The organism is Mesorhizobium sp. LNHC252B00 (assembly GCF_000502955.1).
In the GTDB taxonomy this organism is placed as follows: Bacteria; Pseudomonadota; Alphaproteobacteria; order Rhizobiales; family Rhizobiaceae; genus Mesorhizobium.
Genome location: NZ_AYWO01000012.1, coordinates 82,879 through 98,092, shown reverse-complemented (window position 1 = coordinate 98,092; position 15,214 = coordinate 82,879). Strand labels below are relative to the sequence as shown.

The window sequence follows — 15,214 nt, the reverse complement described above, 5'->3', positions numbered from 1 at the left end:
GTCACGTCGGTGAGGCTGTCGTCGTCATGGCCATGCACCACGACCGTATTGACGATGCTGCCGGCATTGTGCGCGGCAATTCCGACTGTTGCTTTGAAAACCCATTTCTCGTCGCTGTCGACGAGAAAGTCGCCGTCGGTATCGCCGGATTCATAGTACGTGCCGTACTCGCTGCCCTGCACGAAGCCATCCAACAGATCGATGTCGTCGCTGGTATCGCCGGGCGTGGCGTTGTCATCGACCAGCGCGGTCAATGTCAGCGGATCGACGGCACCGGCCGCACTCGTGTTCGTCACTTCATAGGTGTAGGTGACGTCGGCGGCAGAGCCCTCGTTGATCGAGATCGGGTCGGCCGTCTTTTCGATAGCGATCGACGGCGCCACATCTTTCACTGTCACCGTCGCCGTGTCAGTGGCGGTCACGTCGGTGAGGCTGTCGTCGTCATGGCCATGCACCACGACCGTGTTGACAATGCTGCNCGTCACGATCGCGGTGTCGGTGGCGGTCACGTCGGTGAGGCTGTCGTCGTCATGGCCATGCACCACGACCGTGTTGACAATGCTGCCGGCATTGTGCGCGTCGATGCTGACCGTCGCGTTGAATGTCCAGATTTCGTCGCTGTCGACCCGATAGTCGCCGTCGGTGTCGCCGGACACATAGTGCGTGCCGTGCGTGCTGCCGGTTACGAAGCCGTTGAGCAGGTCGATGTCGTCGCCCGGATTTCCCGGCGTGGCATTGTCGTCGACCAGCGAAGTCAGCGTCAGCGGGTCGGCCGGTCCGGCCAGGCTCGTGTTCGTCACCGCATAGGTGTAGGTGATCTGGGTGGCCACACCCTCATTGATCGAGGTCGGATCGGCCGTTTTTTCGATAGCAATCGTTGGCGCCTGGTTGTCGCCGGTGATAACCCCCCACTCCTCAAAACCACCGTCCGAACCACTGGGAGTGCCGAAGGCCGAATACAGATAGATGTAGTTATCGGCGCCGGTGAAGAAACTGGTTGGGATATAGACGAACAGATCACCCTGTCCGCTGCCTGCCGGCGCGTCCTTGCCGGCATTCAACTGAACGGTCACATTGCCGTTCCCGTCCATGTCATAGAGCGGCGGCTGGCTCTGAAGCACCGATAGGTCGGTGATATTTGGATCCGTCGCCGAATAGATCTTCAACGAGTCAAGGGACAGTAGCGACCCCGTCGCGCTGTTCGGCTCGTTGGCGTCGAGCTTGAACACGTAATAATCGTGGCCGCCTACGGTCACCACCTGCATGCTGCTCAGCAGAAGTGCGTTCGTATGCTCCTGCTGCTTGTCATCCAGCGGCAGCGGAGAGCCATCGGTGTTGAAGCCACTTTCCGTGTCCTGTGCGCCAAGCACAAGGAACGTGTCATAGTTGCCTGTACCGGCATCACCTTGTGGTGCGGCCGTAAAAATGGTGCCGTCGGTCAATGTCGCGGAGGTGGTTCCGCCGGACAGATCAATCACAATGTCGGTCATGTTCTCAACTCCCCTGCGCCGTCAGGCGCGTTCCCTTGCTGGCCGCGCAAGGCGGCCGACTACCCAAACCTCTTGCGTCGCCGGGCGTCCTGCTGACCGCGGAACGCGACCCTCGCCGGCGAGTAGTCGTTCGTGACAAAAGCGGCTTTGAATGGAGATTTTAACAGCGAAACGGCCGGCGGGGAGACCGCCTCCCGCTCACCGGACACAGCTATTCCCGTATGGCGGAACTGGCCCACCGTCGGACTGACAGCTACACTCACCCCAAAACCCCAAAACCCCCAAACGATCCTAGCGATCACCTGGACGTTAATATTCCCTAAACCATATCTCGCAGGTCGCAATGCGTTCGTCTATATAACCCCGGTTATAGGGCAGAGGGTAAAGTTAATTACGGAAAAGTTCGTCGAGATGCCAACAATAACGTCGCGATTCCGGTTGAATTATTTTCCATATTTGGGTTTCACAATAGGAATTACAAAAATTTCCTGATGATGCCGATGGGTCTTTTTAAGATGAAGACCAACATCGGCATCCCGGAGTAGCGTCTTCTTTCAGTCCGCCGTTGCACGTCTTGCTGAAAGTGCCGCGTCAGAATTAACTAAGCAGTTGCTAATGTTTTGCACAGTCGCGCCGCTTCTGTCAGCATGGCCTCACGCTTTGGGGGATGCGGGCCGTGTCGGTGCTCGCTTTCGTCAAGAAGCAGTCACTCGCGAGTCGTAAAGACACGCAAAGGGGGAAGAAGCATGACCGAACAAGCGCTTTGGCCGCCATCCATCGGTGGCAGCGTTGCACCATGGGGCCGTGACACCAAAGGCCGGCTGCTGGCGAGCTGAACATGGTCACCACGGTTTTCATCGCGGACGACCACCCGCTGCTGCTGCACGGCCTGACCGACCTGATTGCCCGCGATCCCGGTTTCCGGGTGGTCGGTTCGGCGCAGGACGGCACCGTCGCCATGGCCATGATCCGGCGCGACGTGCCTGATGTCGCCGTGCTCGACATCAGCATGCCGGGACTGAGCGGTCTCGATATCGCCGCCGAAATCGGCAGGCAGGGCCTTGCCACGCTTTGCGTGCTTTTGACGGTCGGTGCCTCGCAAGCGCAGCTCTACGACGCGGTTGCGGTTGGCGTTGCCGGAATCGTGTTCAAGGAGACCGCCGTCGAGGCGCTGCTCAGATGTATCCACGAGGTCGCCGCGGGCGGCCGCTGGCTGCCGGCCGAGATTGTCGGCGAGGCCCTGCACAACGAAGCATTCCGTCGGGTCAAATGGCAGAAACTGTCGTCGCGGCTGACCAGGCGGGAGATGGAGATCACCCGACTGGTTGCCGCGGACAAGCCGTACGAACGCATCGCGATCGATATCGGTATCTCCAAAGGCACACTGAAAATCCATATGAACAACATCTATCGCAAATTGGAGGTTGCCTCACGCGTGCAGCTTTTGCAGCTGGCCGCCGACCAGATCGGACTGGCTGTTGCGAGCGGCTTTCGCGACCAATCCAGTCTCGAAAGCCCCGCCAGCGACGACATGTAATCGCGCCACCATAAGCACAGGTTCAGCCAGCGACCCAATGCCGGCGCAGGCTGTTGATGCTGAAATTTGCCGCCAGCCTGGAAGGGCAAATTTAAGCGTTTGCTACTAGGATCAGTTCGGGGGCTGTTGTTCAGGAAGGGTGTTCGGGTCGAATTGGCCACAACGGCATTCAGTCTAGGCCACGTAAGACGGGCCATTTTTTCGTCCGCCAACCTGCCGGCGGCGATCGCTTTTGTCGTGCTCCTGGTCTGCGCCGTCGTTGCCGACCAGCAGAACAGAAGGGTTTCCGATCAGCTGGCGCGCGCTGATGTATTGGCCAAGGTCAGCATCATCCGCGCCAAGCTCGAAGGCAACATAAACGGCAATCTTCAGCTTGTTCAGGGGCTCGTCTCGACCATCGTTACGGAGCCCTATATGGGCCAGCAGAGATTTGCCTCGCTCGCGCGCAACCTGTTCGAGCAGAAATCGCAGTTGCACAACATCGCCGGCGCGCCCGACCTCGTCATCTCGCTGATGTATCCTATGGAAGGCAACGAGAAGGCTATCGGGCTCGATTACCGCAAGAACGAGGCGCAACGCATGGCGGCGCTGCGGGCGCGCGACCAGCGCGTGCTGGTGCTCGCCGGCCCGGTCAGACTTGCGCAGGGCGGGAACGCCTTCATCGGCCGCATCCCGGTCTTCGTGCCGACTGCGGGCGGCGGCACCCGCTTCTGGGGCATCGTGTCGGCAGTGGTCGATGTCGACCGGCTCTACGCTGCGAGCGGACTGACTGACGCGGATCTCGACATCGACATCGCACTCATCGGCAAGGATGCACTGGGCGGCGGCGGCGAGCGATTCTTCGGCGGCGACAATGTCGTCGCCGGCAACCCCGTGTCCGCCGATGTGCAACTGCCTTCAGGTTCCTGGCGAATTTCGGCCATCCCAAAGGGTGGCTGGCCGGCAGCTCCGAAGAACGAGTGGACCTTGCGATCGCTGATGTTGCTCGCCGGCGCGCTGGTGGTGTTGCCGATCCTCATTGCCGGACGGCTGTTCGGCGAAAGGCAGAAAAACGACGCCGAGCTGAGGCGCCTGTCCGGTCGCCTGGAACTGGCGCTGGAAGCCTCGGGCATCGGCGTGTGGGAGCACGACCTCACCACCAACGAGCTGGTGTGGGACGATCGTGTGAACGAGATCTATGGCAAGTCCGCCGACGGAGGGTCGCGCGGCTATACAGACTGGGCACAGGCCATCCATCCCGAAGATATCGAGCGGGCAAAGCGCGATTTCGATTCAGCTGCGGCGAAAAAAGGCCTCTACTCCTCGCAATACCGGCTGCTGCGCCCCGATGGCACCGTCCGCCATGTGCGCACGCGCGCAAGCTACTCCCAAGGCATTGGCGGCACGCCCAAGATGATCGGCGCCGAATGGGACGTGACCAGCGACGTGCTGCTCACCGAGACCCTCATCCGCGAGCGCCAGCTGTCGGAATCCAAGAACGACGAGCTGGAGCTGGCCAAGGCGCGCATCGAGCATGTGGCGCTGCACGATTCGCTCACCGGCCTACCCAATCGCCGCTATCTCGACGAGATGCTGGCCGATACCGGCGAATCCGACCGCCGCACAGCGATGCTGCATCTGGACCTCGACCGCTTCAAGCAGATCAACGACACGCTCGGCCACGCAGCCGGCGATGCCATGCTGGTGCAGGCCTCGAAGGTCATCAAGGCAAATGCCGGCTCCGGCGATTTCGTTGCGCGCATCGGCGGCGACGAGTTCGTCGTCGTGACCTATGAGCGCGACGACGACGAGCTCTCGGCGCTCGCCGACCGCATCATCGAGGAGATGCGCCAGCCCGTCGATTATCAGGGCCATCCTTGCCGCTTCGGGGTCAGCATCGGCATTGCCGCCGACAGCGGCGTCGACACGAAGCAGTTGCTCGTCAACGCCGATCTCGCGCTTTACCGGGCGAAAAGCCGTGGGCGCAACCGCCACGAATTCTTCAATGAGGAACTGCAGAGCGAGATCGTGCGGACCAAGCAGACCGCCGATGAGATCCTGAGCGGACTGGAGCGGAACGAATTCATCGCCTACTACCAGCCGCAGTTCGATGCCAAGTCGCTCGAGATCGTCGGCGTCGAGGCGTTGTCGCGCTGGAAACATCCGCAACGCGGCATCCTGGCCCCCGACGCCTATCTGAAGGTGGCTGAAGAGCTCAATGTCGTGGCGCTGATCGACCGCATCGTCCTCAAGCACGCACTGGAGAATTTCGAGCGTTGGTCGCGCGGCCATCTCAATATCCCGCGTGTGTCGGTCAACGTCTCGGCCACGCGCCTGGAGGACAAGGACCTGATCGAGGGCCTGCGCACGCTCGCCATCAAGCCGGGAACCGTATCGTTCGAGCTGGTGGAATCCATCTTCCTCGACGAGAACGATGATCTGGTCACCTGGAACATCGAACACATCAAGGATCTCGGCATCGACATCGAGATCGACGATTTCGGCACCGGCCATGCCTCGATCGTATCGCTGCTCAAGTTGCAGCCGCGCCGCCTCAAGGTCGATCGCCAGTTGATCACACCCATCACCGGCTCGACGGCGCAGCGTCACCTGGTGGCGTCGATCATCGAGATCGGCAAATCGCTCGGCATCGAAGTGGTTGCCGAAGGCGTCGAGACGATGGAGCACGCGCGCATCCTGAAAGAGCTCGGCTGCGATATCCTGCAGGGCTATTTTTTCGGCCGCCCGATGGAGGCCAAGGCGTTCAAGACCTTCGCCCAGTCTCGCAAATGGCTGGCCGCAGGGTGACGGCCACTACCCGGTGGCATGGGTCAGCGATGGCGCATCCTCGACAACGCTGTCCAAGCCGCCTCGCGATCGAACCCGTACAGCGGTTGAATCTGCCGACGAAACCGAACCGGCCTTCGACTCCGCGATCTCAGGGAACTGTTGACCATGATTTCGGTTGTTTTCTGTGCGAACAGTCGTTCCACGAACCCTTGGTGAGCGAAAATGAGACATGGACTCTGCAGACAAGCAGCACGGTTCCTTTCGAAGGTTGATGACTGGCATCGTCACGGCAATCTTCACCGCCCCTGATCGGACATCCGAGCGAGGTACCGGCCCGTCATTGGTTGCCGAGTGGACGCTGCCGCCATCGGCAACGCTTGGCTCATCCCTACGCTTGAAAGGGATCGAACGTGAAACTCGAGCCCGTCTGCCGTGGGTGGTGAGGACGTTTGTCAAGGCTGAGACGGGCCGCATTGTGTTGCGTATGGTGCAAACCGACACGGATGCGTTCGATGCCGCCTCGGCAATCATCTCCAGGACCCTGGAAGGGATAGAAGCACTGCCCGTGCTTCCGCGGGAGGCTGAAGACATTCTCACAATCTCCTCCCGCGAACGTCACAAGTGGCTTAGGGATGGCCGCCTGAAAAGCGTCGGCACGCGCACCGTCAAGATGCGCGGGCGATCCAACGCCGTCACCTTCCATGTCTTCGATTTACGGCACATCGAGGACATTCTCGATCGTGACCTGGCGGCGGCCTGGAGGGAGGACGATGCGCGAGAAGCCTCCGAGAACAGGCGGCGCGGGGCCGGCAAGGCCGCTCTGACGCGAGCAGGAAAACGGAAGGGCAAGGCCCGCGGTACCAGAAACTCGGGAAAGGATGATGCTTCACGGCCAAAGCTGGAAGGCTGGGACACGTTCGAAGCGGAAGGGCTGCTGCGCTAGAATCCAAAGGACGCATTCAGCCAGTTCGAACTTCGAAATTCCGTGCGGTGCCGACGATGGCACATTCAGCGCCGGCGACCCTCTGACGGGACTGCGCAGGTTAAACCGATCGTCCGACCTACAGACGTGCCTTTGACGCGCAATTGGCGGTTAACACTGCCGCATCGACCGGCTGATTAAGGCCGTTCCGGGTCCAAAGAGCGCACTTGATCCATAGCCGAAGTTTCCCGAAAATCACCTCAAAGCCGGTTCCGGCCACCCAGGCCGCATGCCAGTTCGGTCTATTTGCGCCCTCTGGCCCAATCGCCGCAGATGAGGAGCCGGATAGCCATTATGAGGAGACCGTTTATAACGGTCGCTGAGATTGCGATAACCAAGGGGAGACGATGCGCTACATACGTCCGCTTTCAATCGAAGATGCCGTTGGCCAATTGGCCGGTTCGGCAGGCACGGCCGCCATCCTCGCGGGAGGCAGCGACCTCCTGGTCAGGATGAAGGGCGGTTTTGTCGAACCCGACCTGATCGTCGACATCAAGGCGATCGACGGCCTGAGCGAGATCCGCGAAACGGCTGAAGGCTTCAGCATCGGTGCCGCGGTCCCCTGCGCCGTCCTGGGAGAGAGCGCTGCCCTGAAGAAGGCGTGGCCCGGCGTCGTCGAAGCGGCCAAGCTGATCGGCTCGAAACAGGTACAGGGACGCTGCACGATCACTGGCAATCTCTGCAACGCCTCGCCGGCTGCCGACAGCGTGCCGGCGCTAGTTGCGGCAGGCGCCAGGGCATCGGTCGTCGGGCCGGCGGGCAGGCGCACGATTCCCGTGCAGAGCGTGCCGACCGCGCCGGGCAAGACCTCCCTGGCCAAAGGCGAGATCATCGAGGCGATCCTGCTCGACAAACGCGCGCCGCATTCGGGCGATGCGTATCTGCGTTTCATTCCACGCACCGAGATGGATATCGCGGTGGTCAGCGCCGGCGTGAATTTGACGCTCGATGAGCACGGTGTCGTCAAATCGGCTCGCGTTGCGCTGGGCGCCGTGGCGGCGACGGTGCTTCTGGTCGAAGAGGCCGCAGAGGTCCTCATCGGCTCCAAGCTGGACGAAGCGACGCTGGAGCGGCTCGCCAAGGTCTGCTCGGGCGCCTGCCGTCCGATCGACGACAAGCGCGGCACCATCGAATTCAGAAGAAAAGTTGCGGGCGTGCTGGCCAAGCGGGCCGCCACGACCGCCTACGTACGCGCAGGAGGCAAATGATGGCTGGAGTTGCGGTTTCAACGACGATCAACGGCGACAGCGTCGAGTACCTTTGCCAGCCGGACGAGACGCTGCTCGACGTCCTGCGCGATCGCCTGGGGCTGACGGGCGCCAAGGAAGGCTGCGGCACCGGCGACTGCGGCGCCTGCAGCATCATCCTTGACAACAGGCTGGTGTGTTCATGCCTGGTGCTCGGCGCGGAGGCTGAAGGCCGGCGCGTCGAGACCATCGAGGGGATGGCGCATGGCGACAAACTGCATCCGCTGCAGCAGAAGTTCCTCGAGCACGCGGCGCTGCAATGCGGCATCTGCACGCCGGGCTTCCTGATTGCGGCGAAGGACCTTCTGGCCAAGAACCCCGACCCGACCGAGGAGGAAATCCGCTTCGGCCTCGCCGGGAACCTGTGCCGCTGCACCGGCTACGACAAGATCGTGCGCGCCGTCCAGGACGCCGCCAGCGTGATGAAGGGAGCCTGACCATGAATTTCGATCCGCGTTACTCCGGTCGCAATTTTACCTCTGTCGGTACACGCCCCATCCGTCCCGACGGCGTCGACAAGGTGACGGGTCGCGCCCGCTACGGTGCGGACTTCAACATGGCCGGCCAGTTGGTCGGGCGTGTCCTGAGGAGCCCGCATGCGCACGCCACGATCAGGAAGATCGACACGTCCAAGGCAGAGAAGCTTCCCGGCGTGAAAGCGGTGATCACCGCGGCCGACCTGCCCGACCTCACCAATGGCGATGCCGCCATGTACGACATCCTCGACAACTGCATGGCGCGCAAGAAGGCGCTCTATGACGGCCATGCGGTGGCCGCGGTCGCAGCCGTGGATGCCCGCACGGCCAGGCAGGCGCTGAAGCTGATCGAGGTCGACTACGAGATTCTGCCGCATGTAACCGATGTCGACGAGGCAATGAAGCACTCCGCTCCCCTCATCAACGACGCCATCTTCACCGAGGGCCTGGAGGAAAAGCCGGTAAAGCCGTCCAACGTCGCCAAGCGAAGCCAGTTTGGCCACGGCGATGTCCATCAAGGGTTCGGCCACGCCGATTTCATCGTCGAGCGCTCGTTCAAGACCGAGCAGACGCACCAGGGCTATATCGAGCCGCATGCCTGTGTGGCGAGCGTCAGCTCCGACGGCACTGCAGATCTTTGGGTTTGCACGCAAGGCCATTTCGTCTACCGCCAGCACTGCGCGCAGCTCCTTGGCATGGAAGCTTCCAAGCTGCGCGTCACCTCCTCGGAGATCGGCGGCGGCTTCGGCGGCAAGACCCATGTCTGGGCCGAGCCGGTCGCCTTGGCGCTGTCGCGCAAGGCCGGCCGCCCGGTCAAGCTGGTGATGACCCGCGACGAGGTGTTCCGCGCCTCGGGTCCGACCAGCGCCACCTCGATCGACGTCAAGATCGGCGCCCGCAAGGATGGCACGATCACTGCCGCCGAGGCGACACTGCGCTATTCCTGCGGCCCCTATTCGGGCATGTGGGCCGAGATCGGTGCCATGACCGCGTTTGCCTGCTACAAGCTCGAGAACGTCAACACGGTCGGCTACGAGGTGCTGGTCAACCGGCCAAAGACCGCAGCCTATCGCGCGCCGTCGGCGCCCATGGCGGCGTTTGCGGTGGAAAGCGCGATCGACGAGCTGGCCAAGGAGGTCGGCATGGACCCGGTCGAGTTCCGGATCAGGAACGCCGCACAGGAAGGCACGAGGTCGTCCTACGGCCCGGTCTACGGCCCGATCGGCATCGGCCCGACGCTCGAGGCGGTGAAGAGCCACCCGCACATGAAGGCGCCGCTGGGCAGGAACCAGGGCCGCGGCATGGCTTGCGGCTTCTGGTTCAACTTCGGCGGCCAGACCTGCACGGACCTCAACATCGGCATGGACGGCTCGGTATCGCTCGCCGTCGGAACGGTCGATGTGGGTGGTTCCCGTGCGTCGCTGTCGCTGGTCGCGGCGGAAGAGCTCGGCATCGACTATAGTCAAGTCAAGGCGATCGTCGCCGATACGTCCAGCCTCGGTTATAACGACATGACCGATGGCAGCCGGGGCACCTTCTCGTCGTCCATGGCGACGATTTCGGCCGCCCGCAATGCAATCAAGATCCTGCGGGAACGCGCCGCGCAGATGTGGGACATTTCCGTCGACGACGTGGTCTGGGAAAAGGGCCACGCGGTTGCCAAGGGCGAGAAGCATGGCAATCTCGGCAAGCTGTCGCTGAAGGAGATCGCGGTCGAGTCGGGCAAGACCGGCGGACCGATCGCCGGCCACAGCGAGCTCGTCGCCGATGGCGCGGGCGTTTCCTTCGCCACCCATATCTGCGNATATCTGCGATATCGAGGTCGATCCAGAGACCGGCGCCACACGGGTTCTGCGCTACACGGTCGTGCAAGATGCCGGCAAGGCGGTGCACCCGACCTATGTCGAGGGACAGTATCAGGGCGGTGCCGCGCAAGGCATCGGCTGGGCGCTCAACGAGGAGTATATCTACGGCAAGGACGGGCGGCTCCAGAATCCCGGCTTCCTCGACTATCGCATCCCGGTCTGCTCGGACCTGCCAATGATCGACACGCAAATCCTCGAAATCCCCAACCCCAACCACCCTTACGGGGTGCGCGGTGTCGGCGAGACATCGATCGTGCCGCCCCTGGCTGCGATCGCCAATGCGGTGTCGAATGCGGTCGGGGTGCGGATGACGCATATCCCGATGTCGCCGCCGCGCATTCTGGCGGCGCTGGAGGAACGGGCAGGCTGATGGTCGAAGTGACGCTCTGGGGATCGCTAGGTGCTATCGCCGGAGGCAAGAGCAAGGTCGAGATCGAGGCCAAGGACATAAGGGAGCTGTTCAGGAAGCTGGCTGAACAGTATCCCGGCATCGAGCCCTTGATCGACAAAGGCATCGCCGTCGCCATCGACGGTACGATCTATCGCGATACGTGGTCGAAGGAATTGCCAAAAGGCTCCGAAATTTTCCTGCTGCCGCGTCTTGCCGGGGGATAATCGGACAATCGCCTCGCTGTCGTCGACGACCAGGACCTGGCCTGTCGGTCGTGGCTACGGATATTTTGTCTGAGCACTCGCGGGGCTAAGATCGCCCTGCAACTCCTTCGGCAGCGGGAGGCTTGAGCATTGCAGGTGCACCTCGCGGGCGAACAGTCTTCGTTGCTTTTGCTCGTGCTCCTTGATGGCTGCAACGAGCCCCATTGAATACGGGCCCAGCAAAACGCCGAAGCCCCATCCCGGATGCTCTTTCTCGCGAACCTCGTAGTCCGACGCCGCCAGGCGGGCTTGCTGGCATTCGGGCGATGCCCATTTCTGGTCTTGCTGCGAAAGCGACGCGCCATAGTCGACCGGAGAGGTCGCGCACCCCGCCATGGTCACGGCCAATGCGACGGACATTGCAATTCTCATTCCGGAGCCTTTCCCAAGCATCGTGAAGAGTACACAGAGCCCTTCTTTCCACAAATAGCCGCTGTCGCCCTAGCCTCGCAGCCCAGGAGCCTCCTGCCCCGTCCTCTCGACATATTCCGTATAGCCGCCGCCATAGGTGTGGATGCCTTCAGGCGTCAGCTCCAGCACGCGGTTGGAAAGGGCTGCCAGAAAATGCCGGTCGTGCGAGACGAACAGCATGGTGCCTTCATACTGCGACAGCGCGGTGATCAGCATCTCCTTGGTGGCGATGTCGAGATGGTTGGTCGGCTCGTCCAGCACCAGAAGGTTGGGCGGATCGAACAGCATCAGCGCCATCACCAGCCGCGCCTTTTCGCCGCCTGACAGCACGCGGCACTTCTTCTCGATCTCGTCGCCGGGAAAGCCGAAACAGCCGGCGAGCGCCCGAAGCGGCGCCTGGCCGGCTTGGGGGAACGCGTCCTCCAGCGTCTGGAACACGGTGCGCTCGCCTTCCAGCACTTCCATCGCATGCTGGGCGAAATAGCCCATTTTTACACTGGGCCCCCGCGCGACCGTGCCGTTGTCGGGCTCGGAAGCACCGGCGACCAGTTTCAGCAGCGTCGACTTGCCGGCGCCATTGACGCCCATGATGCACCAGCGCTCGCGGCGGCGGACCTGAAAGTCGAGCCCCTCATAGATGGAGCGGGTGCCATAACCCTTATGGACGTTCTTCAGCGTGACCACGTCCTCGCCGCAGCGCGGCGCCGGCAGAAAATCGAAGGACACGGTCTGGCGGCGCTTGGGCGGCTCGACGCGGTCGATCTTGTCCAGCTTCTTCACCCGGCTCTGCACCTGCGCGGCATGCGAGGCGCGCGCCTTGAAGCGCTCGATGAAGGCGATCTCCTTGGCCAGCATCGCCTGCTGGCGCTCGAACTGTGCCTGCTGCTGCTTGTCGGCGATGGCCCGCTGCTGCTGATAGAATTCGTAGTTTCCCGAATAGGCGGTCAGCGAGCCGCCATCGATCTCCACCACCTTGTTGACGATGCGGTTCATGAACTCGCGGTCGTGCGAGGTCATCAAGAGCGCGCCGTCATAGTTCTTCAGGAAGGATTCCAGCCAGATCAGGCTTTCCAGGTCGAGATGGTTGCTCGGCTCGTCGAGCAGCATCGCGTCGGGGCGCATCAGAAGAATGCGGGCCAGCGCCACGCGCATCTTCCAGCCGCCAGACAGCTTGCCGACATCGCCGTCCATCATCTCCTGGGAAAAGCCGAGACCATCGAGCACTTCCCGCGCGCGGCCGTCCAGCGCATAGCCGTCGAGTTCCTCGAAGCGGTGCTGTGCCTCTCCATATTTTTCGATGATCTCGTCCATCTGGTCGGCCTGGTCGGGATCGGCCATGGCGGCCTCGAGCGCGGCCATTTCTGCCGCGACTTCGCTCACCGGCCCTGCCCCGTTCATCACTTCGGCCACAGCGCTGTGGCCTTCCATGTCGCCGACATCCTGGCTGAAATAGCCGATGGTGACGCCTCGATCGACCTGCACCTGCCCCTCGTCGGGCTGCTCCTGCCCGGTAATCATGCGAAACAGCGTCGTCTTGCCGGCGCCGTTGGGGCCGACCAGGCCGACCTTCTCGCCCTTCTGCAGGGCCGCCGACGCCTCGATGAAGACGAGCTGACGGCCGTTCTGCTTGCTGATGCTTTCAAGTCTGATCATGCGGTTTCCGGGAGAATTGGAACTTGGGAGGATTTTCCCCGGGGCCATACGCGATGGCGAGCGTCAGAGGAAGAGGCGCAAGCGCCGCATACAGCCGATCTCCCCCCTCGTGGGGGAGATGGCCGGCAGGCCAGAGGGGGGCGCTGTCCCGCCGGCGTCTCAATCCATCGATCTACGCCGAAGCGTTTACACCTATCGCGATACTAACGAACTTGGTGATACTATCCGGCCTTCGTCGCATGGACCCGCCGCGTGCGCGACGCCATCGGTCCTGGCTATCCCGTGCATCCATACGGCATCGATCCGCACTCGGGCGCCTGAGGGGCTCACTTCCGCTGCGGATAGATCGTCTCGCCGCGCTTCAGCATTGCCACAAACGTCTCGATCTTCTTCTTGCGGCCGGCCTCGGTCTTCATGTTGTGGGTGCGGAAGGCGAGCGCGAAGCGGTTCTGCGCGCTGAGTTTCTCAAGCATCTCCTTGGCTGCCGGCTCGGCGTCGATCGCCGCTTGCAGGTCATCGGGGATTTTCATCTGCTTGCCGCTGCCATAGGCGCGCGCCCAGCGCCCGTCGGCCTTGGCCGCCTCGACCTGCCTCAGCCCATGCTCGGTCATGCGGCCCTCCGCGACCAGCCGCGCGACATTGTCGATGTTGATCTTGCTCCAGATGCTCTTCTTGCCGCGCGGCGTGTAGCGCTGCAGGAAGCTCTTCTCGTCCAGCCCCTTGCGCACCGCGTCGATCCAGCCGAAGCACAAAACGACGTCGATGGCTTCCTTGGGCGTGATCGACTTCAATCCCGATCCCACCTTGTGCATCTTGATCCACACTTCGGTTTCCGTGCCATGATGCTTGTCGAGCCAGGCGTAGAAGCTTTCCGGATCCGGAAACTCCCGGACCTTGTCGGGATCGACCTTCACCGGCGCCATCAGCCAGCCTGCCCGTTCGGTGCCGTCCGCGCCATCGCTTTCACTGTGGTCCGGCCTCCAGCATCGCGCCTATCGTCATTGGCCAGCATCGTGGCATGAATTGCTGTCAGTTTCCGTCAGCAAACTTGTCGGGGCGCGTACGGCGTTCCTTCGCGTCCCCCTCTGTCCCTGAACATCTTTGCGAAGCGCCTACTGCAACTGCGGCTTTTTCAGAAAACTGCCGCGGTCTGCCGACTTGACGCGCAGCCAGGTTTCGCGGCCGTCACGCAGCACCCGCATCGGGATCTCGGCGCCCGCCGAGCCGCTCTCCCACAGTTTGCGGTAGAAATCGGCCAGCCCGTCGACCGCGCCGTCGCGAATGTCGGAGATGATGTCGCCCTCGCGCAGGCCGGCCTTGGCCGCCGGTCCGCCTTCGGTCACGCTCATCACCACCACTCTGCCGTCGCTTTCGGCCGACAACGCGCCGAGCCACGGGCGCGGCGGCTTGGCCACCTGGCCGCGCGTCAGCAGATCGTCGAGAATCGGCGGCAACAGATCGATCGGCACGACCATGTTGATGTCGGCGACCTCGCCGTTGCGGCTCATCTGCAGGCGCAGCGAACCGATGCCGAGCAGCGAACCGTCGGAGCCGAACAGCCCTGCCCCTCCCCAGGACGGGTGCGCCGGCGCAATAAAGATCGCCTCGTCAAGCAGATACTCCCAATAGCCGGCGAATTCCTGCTTAGTGACGATCCTTGCCTGCACCGACTGACCGATGCCGTCCGTCAGCACGACGGCGTCTCCGACCTTCGCCTTGCCGGCATCGCCCAGCGCCACCGCCGGCAGGCTGAGTGGTGCCAGTGCCTGCACCAGGCCGAACCCCGATTCCTGGTCATAGGCCAGCGCATGCGCGGGAACGACGCGGCCGTCATGGGTGGTCAGCCAGACTTCCTCCGCCTCGGTGATGAGATAGCCGATGGTCAACACGAGCCCGTCATTGCGAATGACGACGCCGCTGCCTTCCCTGAGCGTGCCGAGGGCCCCGGCCGTAAAGGCGTCTTCGGGAACGGTGGCCCGCAGGGTAACGACCGAGCGCGGATTGGGATTGATGGTCATGCTTTTGTCCTGCGATGCAATGCTCTGGCGTGGCGTTATTCCCTATACCTATGCCGCACCGGAGACGGTGCAAGGGGTGTAGTGCTGACCTCATCCCTTATGCAGGAGAAGC

The 15,214-nt window shown here is 62.5% G+C and carries 10 protein-coding genes and 2 pseudogenes; 8 read left to right on the top strand and 4 right to left on the bottom strand.

Annotation, left to right across the window (positions count from 1 at the left end; all coding sequences use genetic code 11):
- Positions 1-2,328: 2,328 nt before the first annotated feature.
- The 7 genes and pseudogenes from X744_RS153115 (at position 2,329) to X744_RS0137265 (ending at position 10,981) form a co-directional block, all read left to right on the top strand.
- Positions 2,329-3,027, top strand: a complete 699-nt coding sequence (locus tag X744_RS153115; RefSeq protein ID WP_023760107.1) for a response regulator transcription factor — start codon at positions 2,329-2,331, stop codon at positions 3,025-3,027.
- Positions 3,028-3,264: 237 nt separating this feature from the next.
- The gene (locus tag X744_RS153120; RefSeq protein WP_245266683.1) at positions 3,265-5,814 is read left to right on the top strand and encodes an EAL domain-containing protein; all 2,550 of its coding nucleotides are present in this window, start codon (positions 3,265-3,267) and stop codon (positions 5,812-5,814) included.
- A 253-nt stretch (positions 5,815-6,067) separates the two neighbouring features.
- Positions 6,068-6,739 (top strand): hypothetical protein, encoded by a 672-nt coding sequence (locus tag X744_RS0137270; RefSeq protein WP_245266681.1) that lies wholly within the window; start codon positions 6,068-6,070, stop codon positions 6,737-6,739.
- A gap of 386 nt (positions 6,740-7,125) precedes the next feature.
- Entirely contained in the window at positions 7,126-7,986 is an 861-nt protein-coding gene (locus X744_RS153125; RefSeq protein ID WP_023760104.1) for a xanthine dehydrogenase family protein subunit M, read from the top strand.
- Positions 7,986-8,462 (top strand): (2Fe-2S)-binding protein, encoded by a 477-nt coding sequence (locus X744_RS153130; RefSeq protein ID WP_031260466.1) that lies wholly within the window; start codon positions 7,986-7,988, stop codon positions 8,460-8,462. Before X744_RS153125 ends, X744_RS153130 begins: the two co-directional genes overlap by 1 nt.
- A gap of 2 nt (positions 8,463-8,464) precedes the next feature.
- Positions 8,465-10,736 (top strand): annotated as a pseudogene (locus tag X744_RS13830) (xanthine dehydrogenase family protein molybdopterin-binding subunit).
- Positions 10,736-10,981 (top strand): MoaD/ThiS family protein, encoded by a 246-nt coding sequence (locus X744_RS0137265; RefSeq protein WP_031260464.1) that lies wholly within the window; start codon positions 10,736-10,738, stop codon positions 10,979-10,981. Before X744_RS13830 ends, X744_RS0137265 begins: the two are co-directional and overlap by 1 nt.
- A 54-nt stretch (positions 10,982-11,035) precedes the next feature.
- On the opposite strand, the gene X744_RS153135 is transcribed toward X744_RS0137265, so the two are convergent.
- Positions 11,036-11,392 (bottom strand): hypothetical protein, encoded by a 357-nt coding sequence (locus X744_RS153135; RefSeq protein WP_031260462.1) that lies wholly within the window; start codon positions 11,390-11,392, stop codon positions 11,036-11,038.
- Positions 11,393-11,461: 69 nt separating this feature from the next.
- On the bottom strand, positions 11,462-13,084 hold the full coding sequence (locus X744_RS153140; RefSeq protein ID WP_023760100.1) for an ABC-F family ATP-binding cassette domain-containing protein: 1,623 nt from the start codon (positions 13,082-13,084) through the stop codon (positions 11,462-11,464).
- Between the two features lie 222 nt (positions 13,085-13,306).
- Between X744_RS153140 and X744_RS1000000176265 the strand changes: the two are divergent.
- Positions 13,307-13,405, top strand: a pseudogene (locus tag X744_RS1000000176265) (glutathione S-transferase family protein); the annotation flags it as partial.
- Between the two features lie 5 nt (positions 13,406-13,410).
- Here X744_RS1000000176265 and X744_RS153145 read toward each other — a convergent pair.
- Entirely contained in the window at positions 13,411-14,007 is a 597-nt protein-coding gene (locus X744_RS153145) for a YdeI/OmpD-associated family protein (protein WP_023760099.1), read from the bottom strand.
- 189 nt (positions 14,008-14,196) lie between these two features.
- A complete protein-coding gene (locus X744_RS153150) occupies positions 14,197-15,102 on the bottom strand; it encodes a S1C family serine protease (RefSeq protein WP_023760098.1) in 906 nt (301 codons plus the stop codon).
- Between the last annotated feature and the right edge of the window lie 112 nt (positions 15,103-15,214).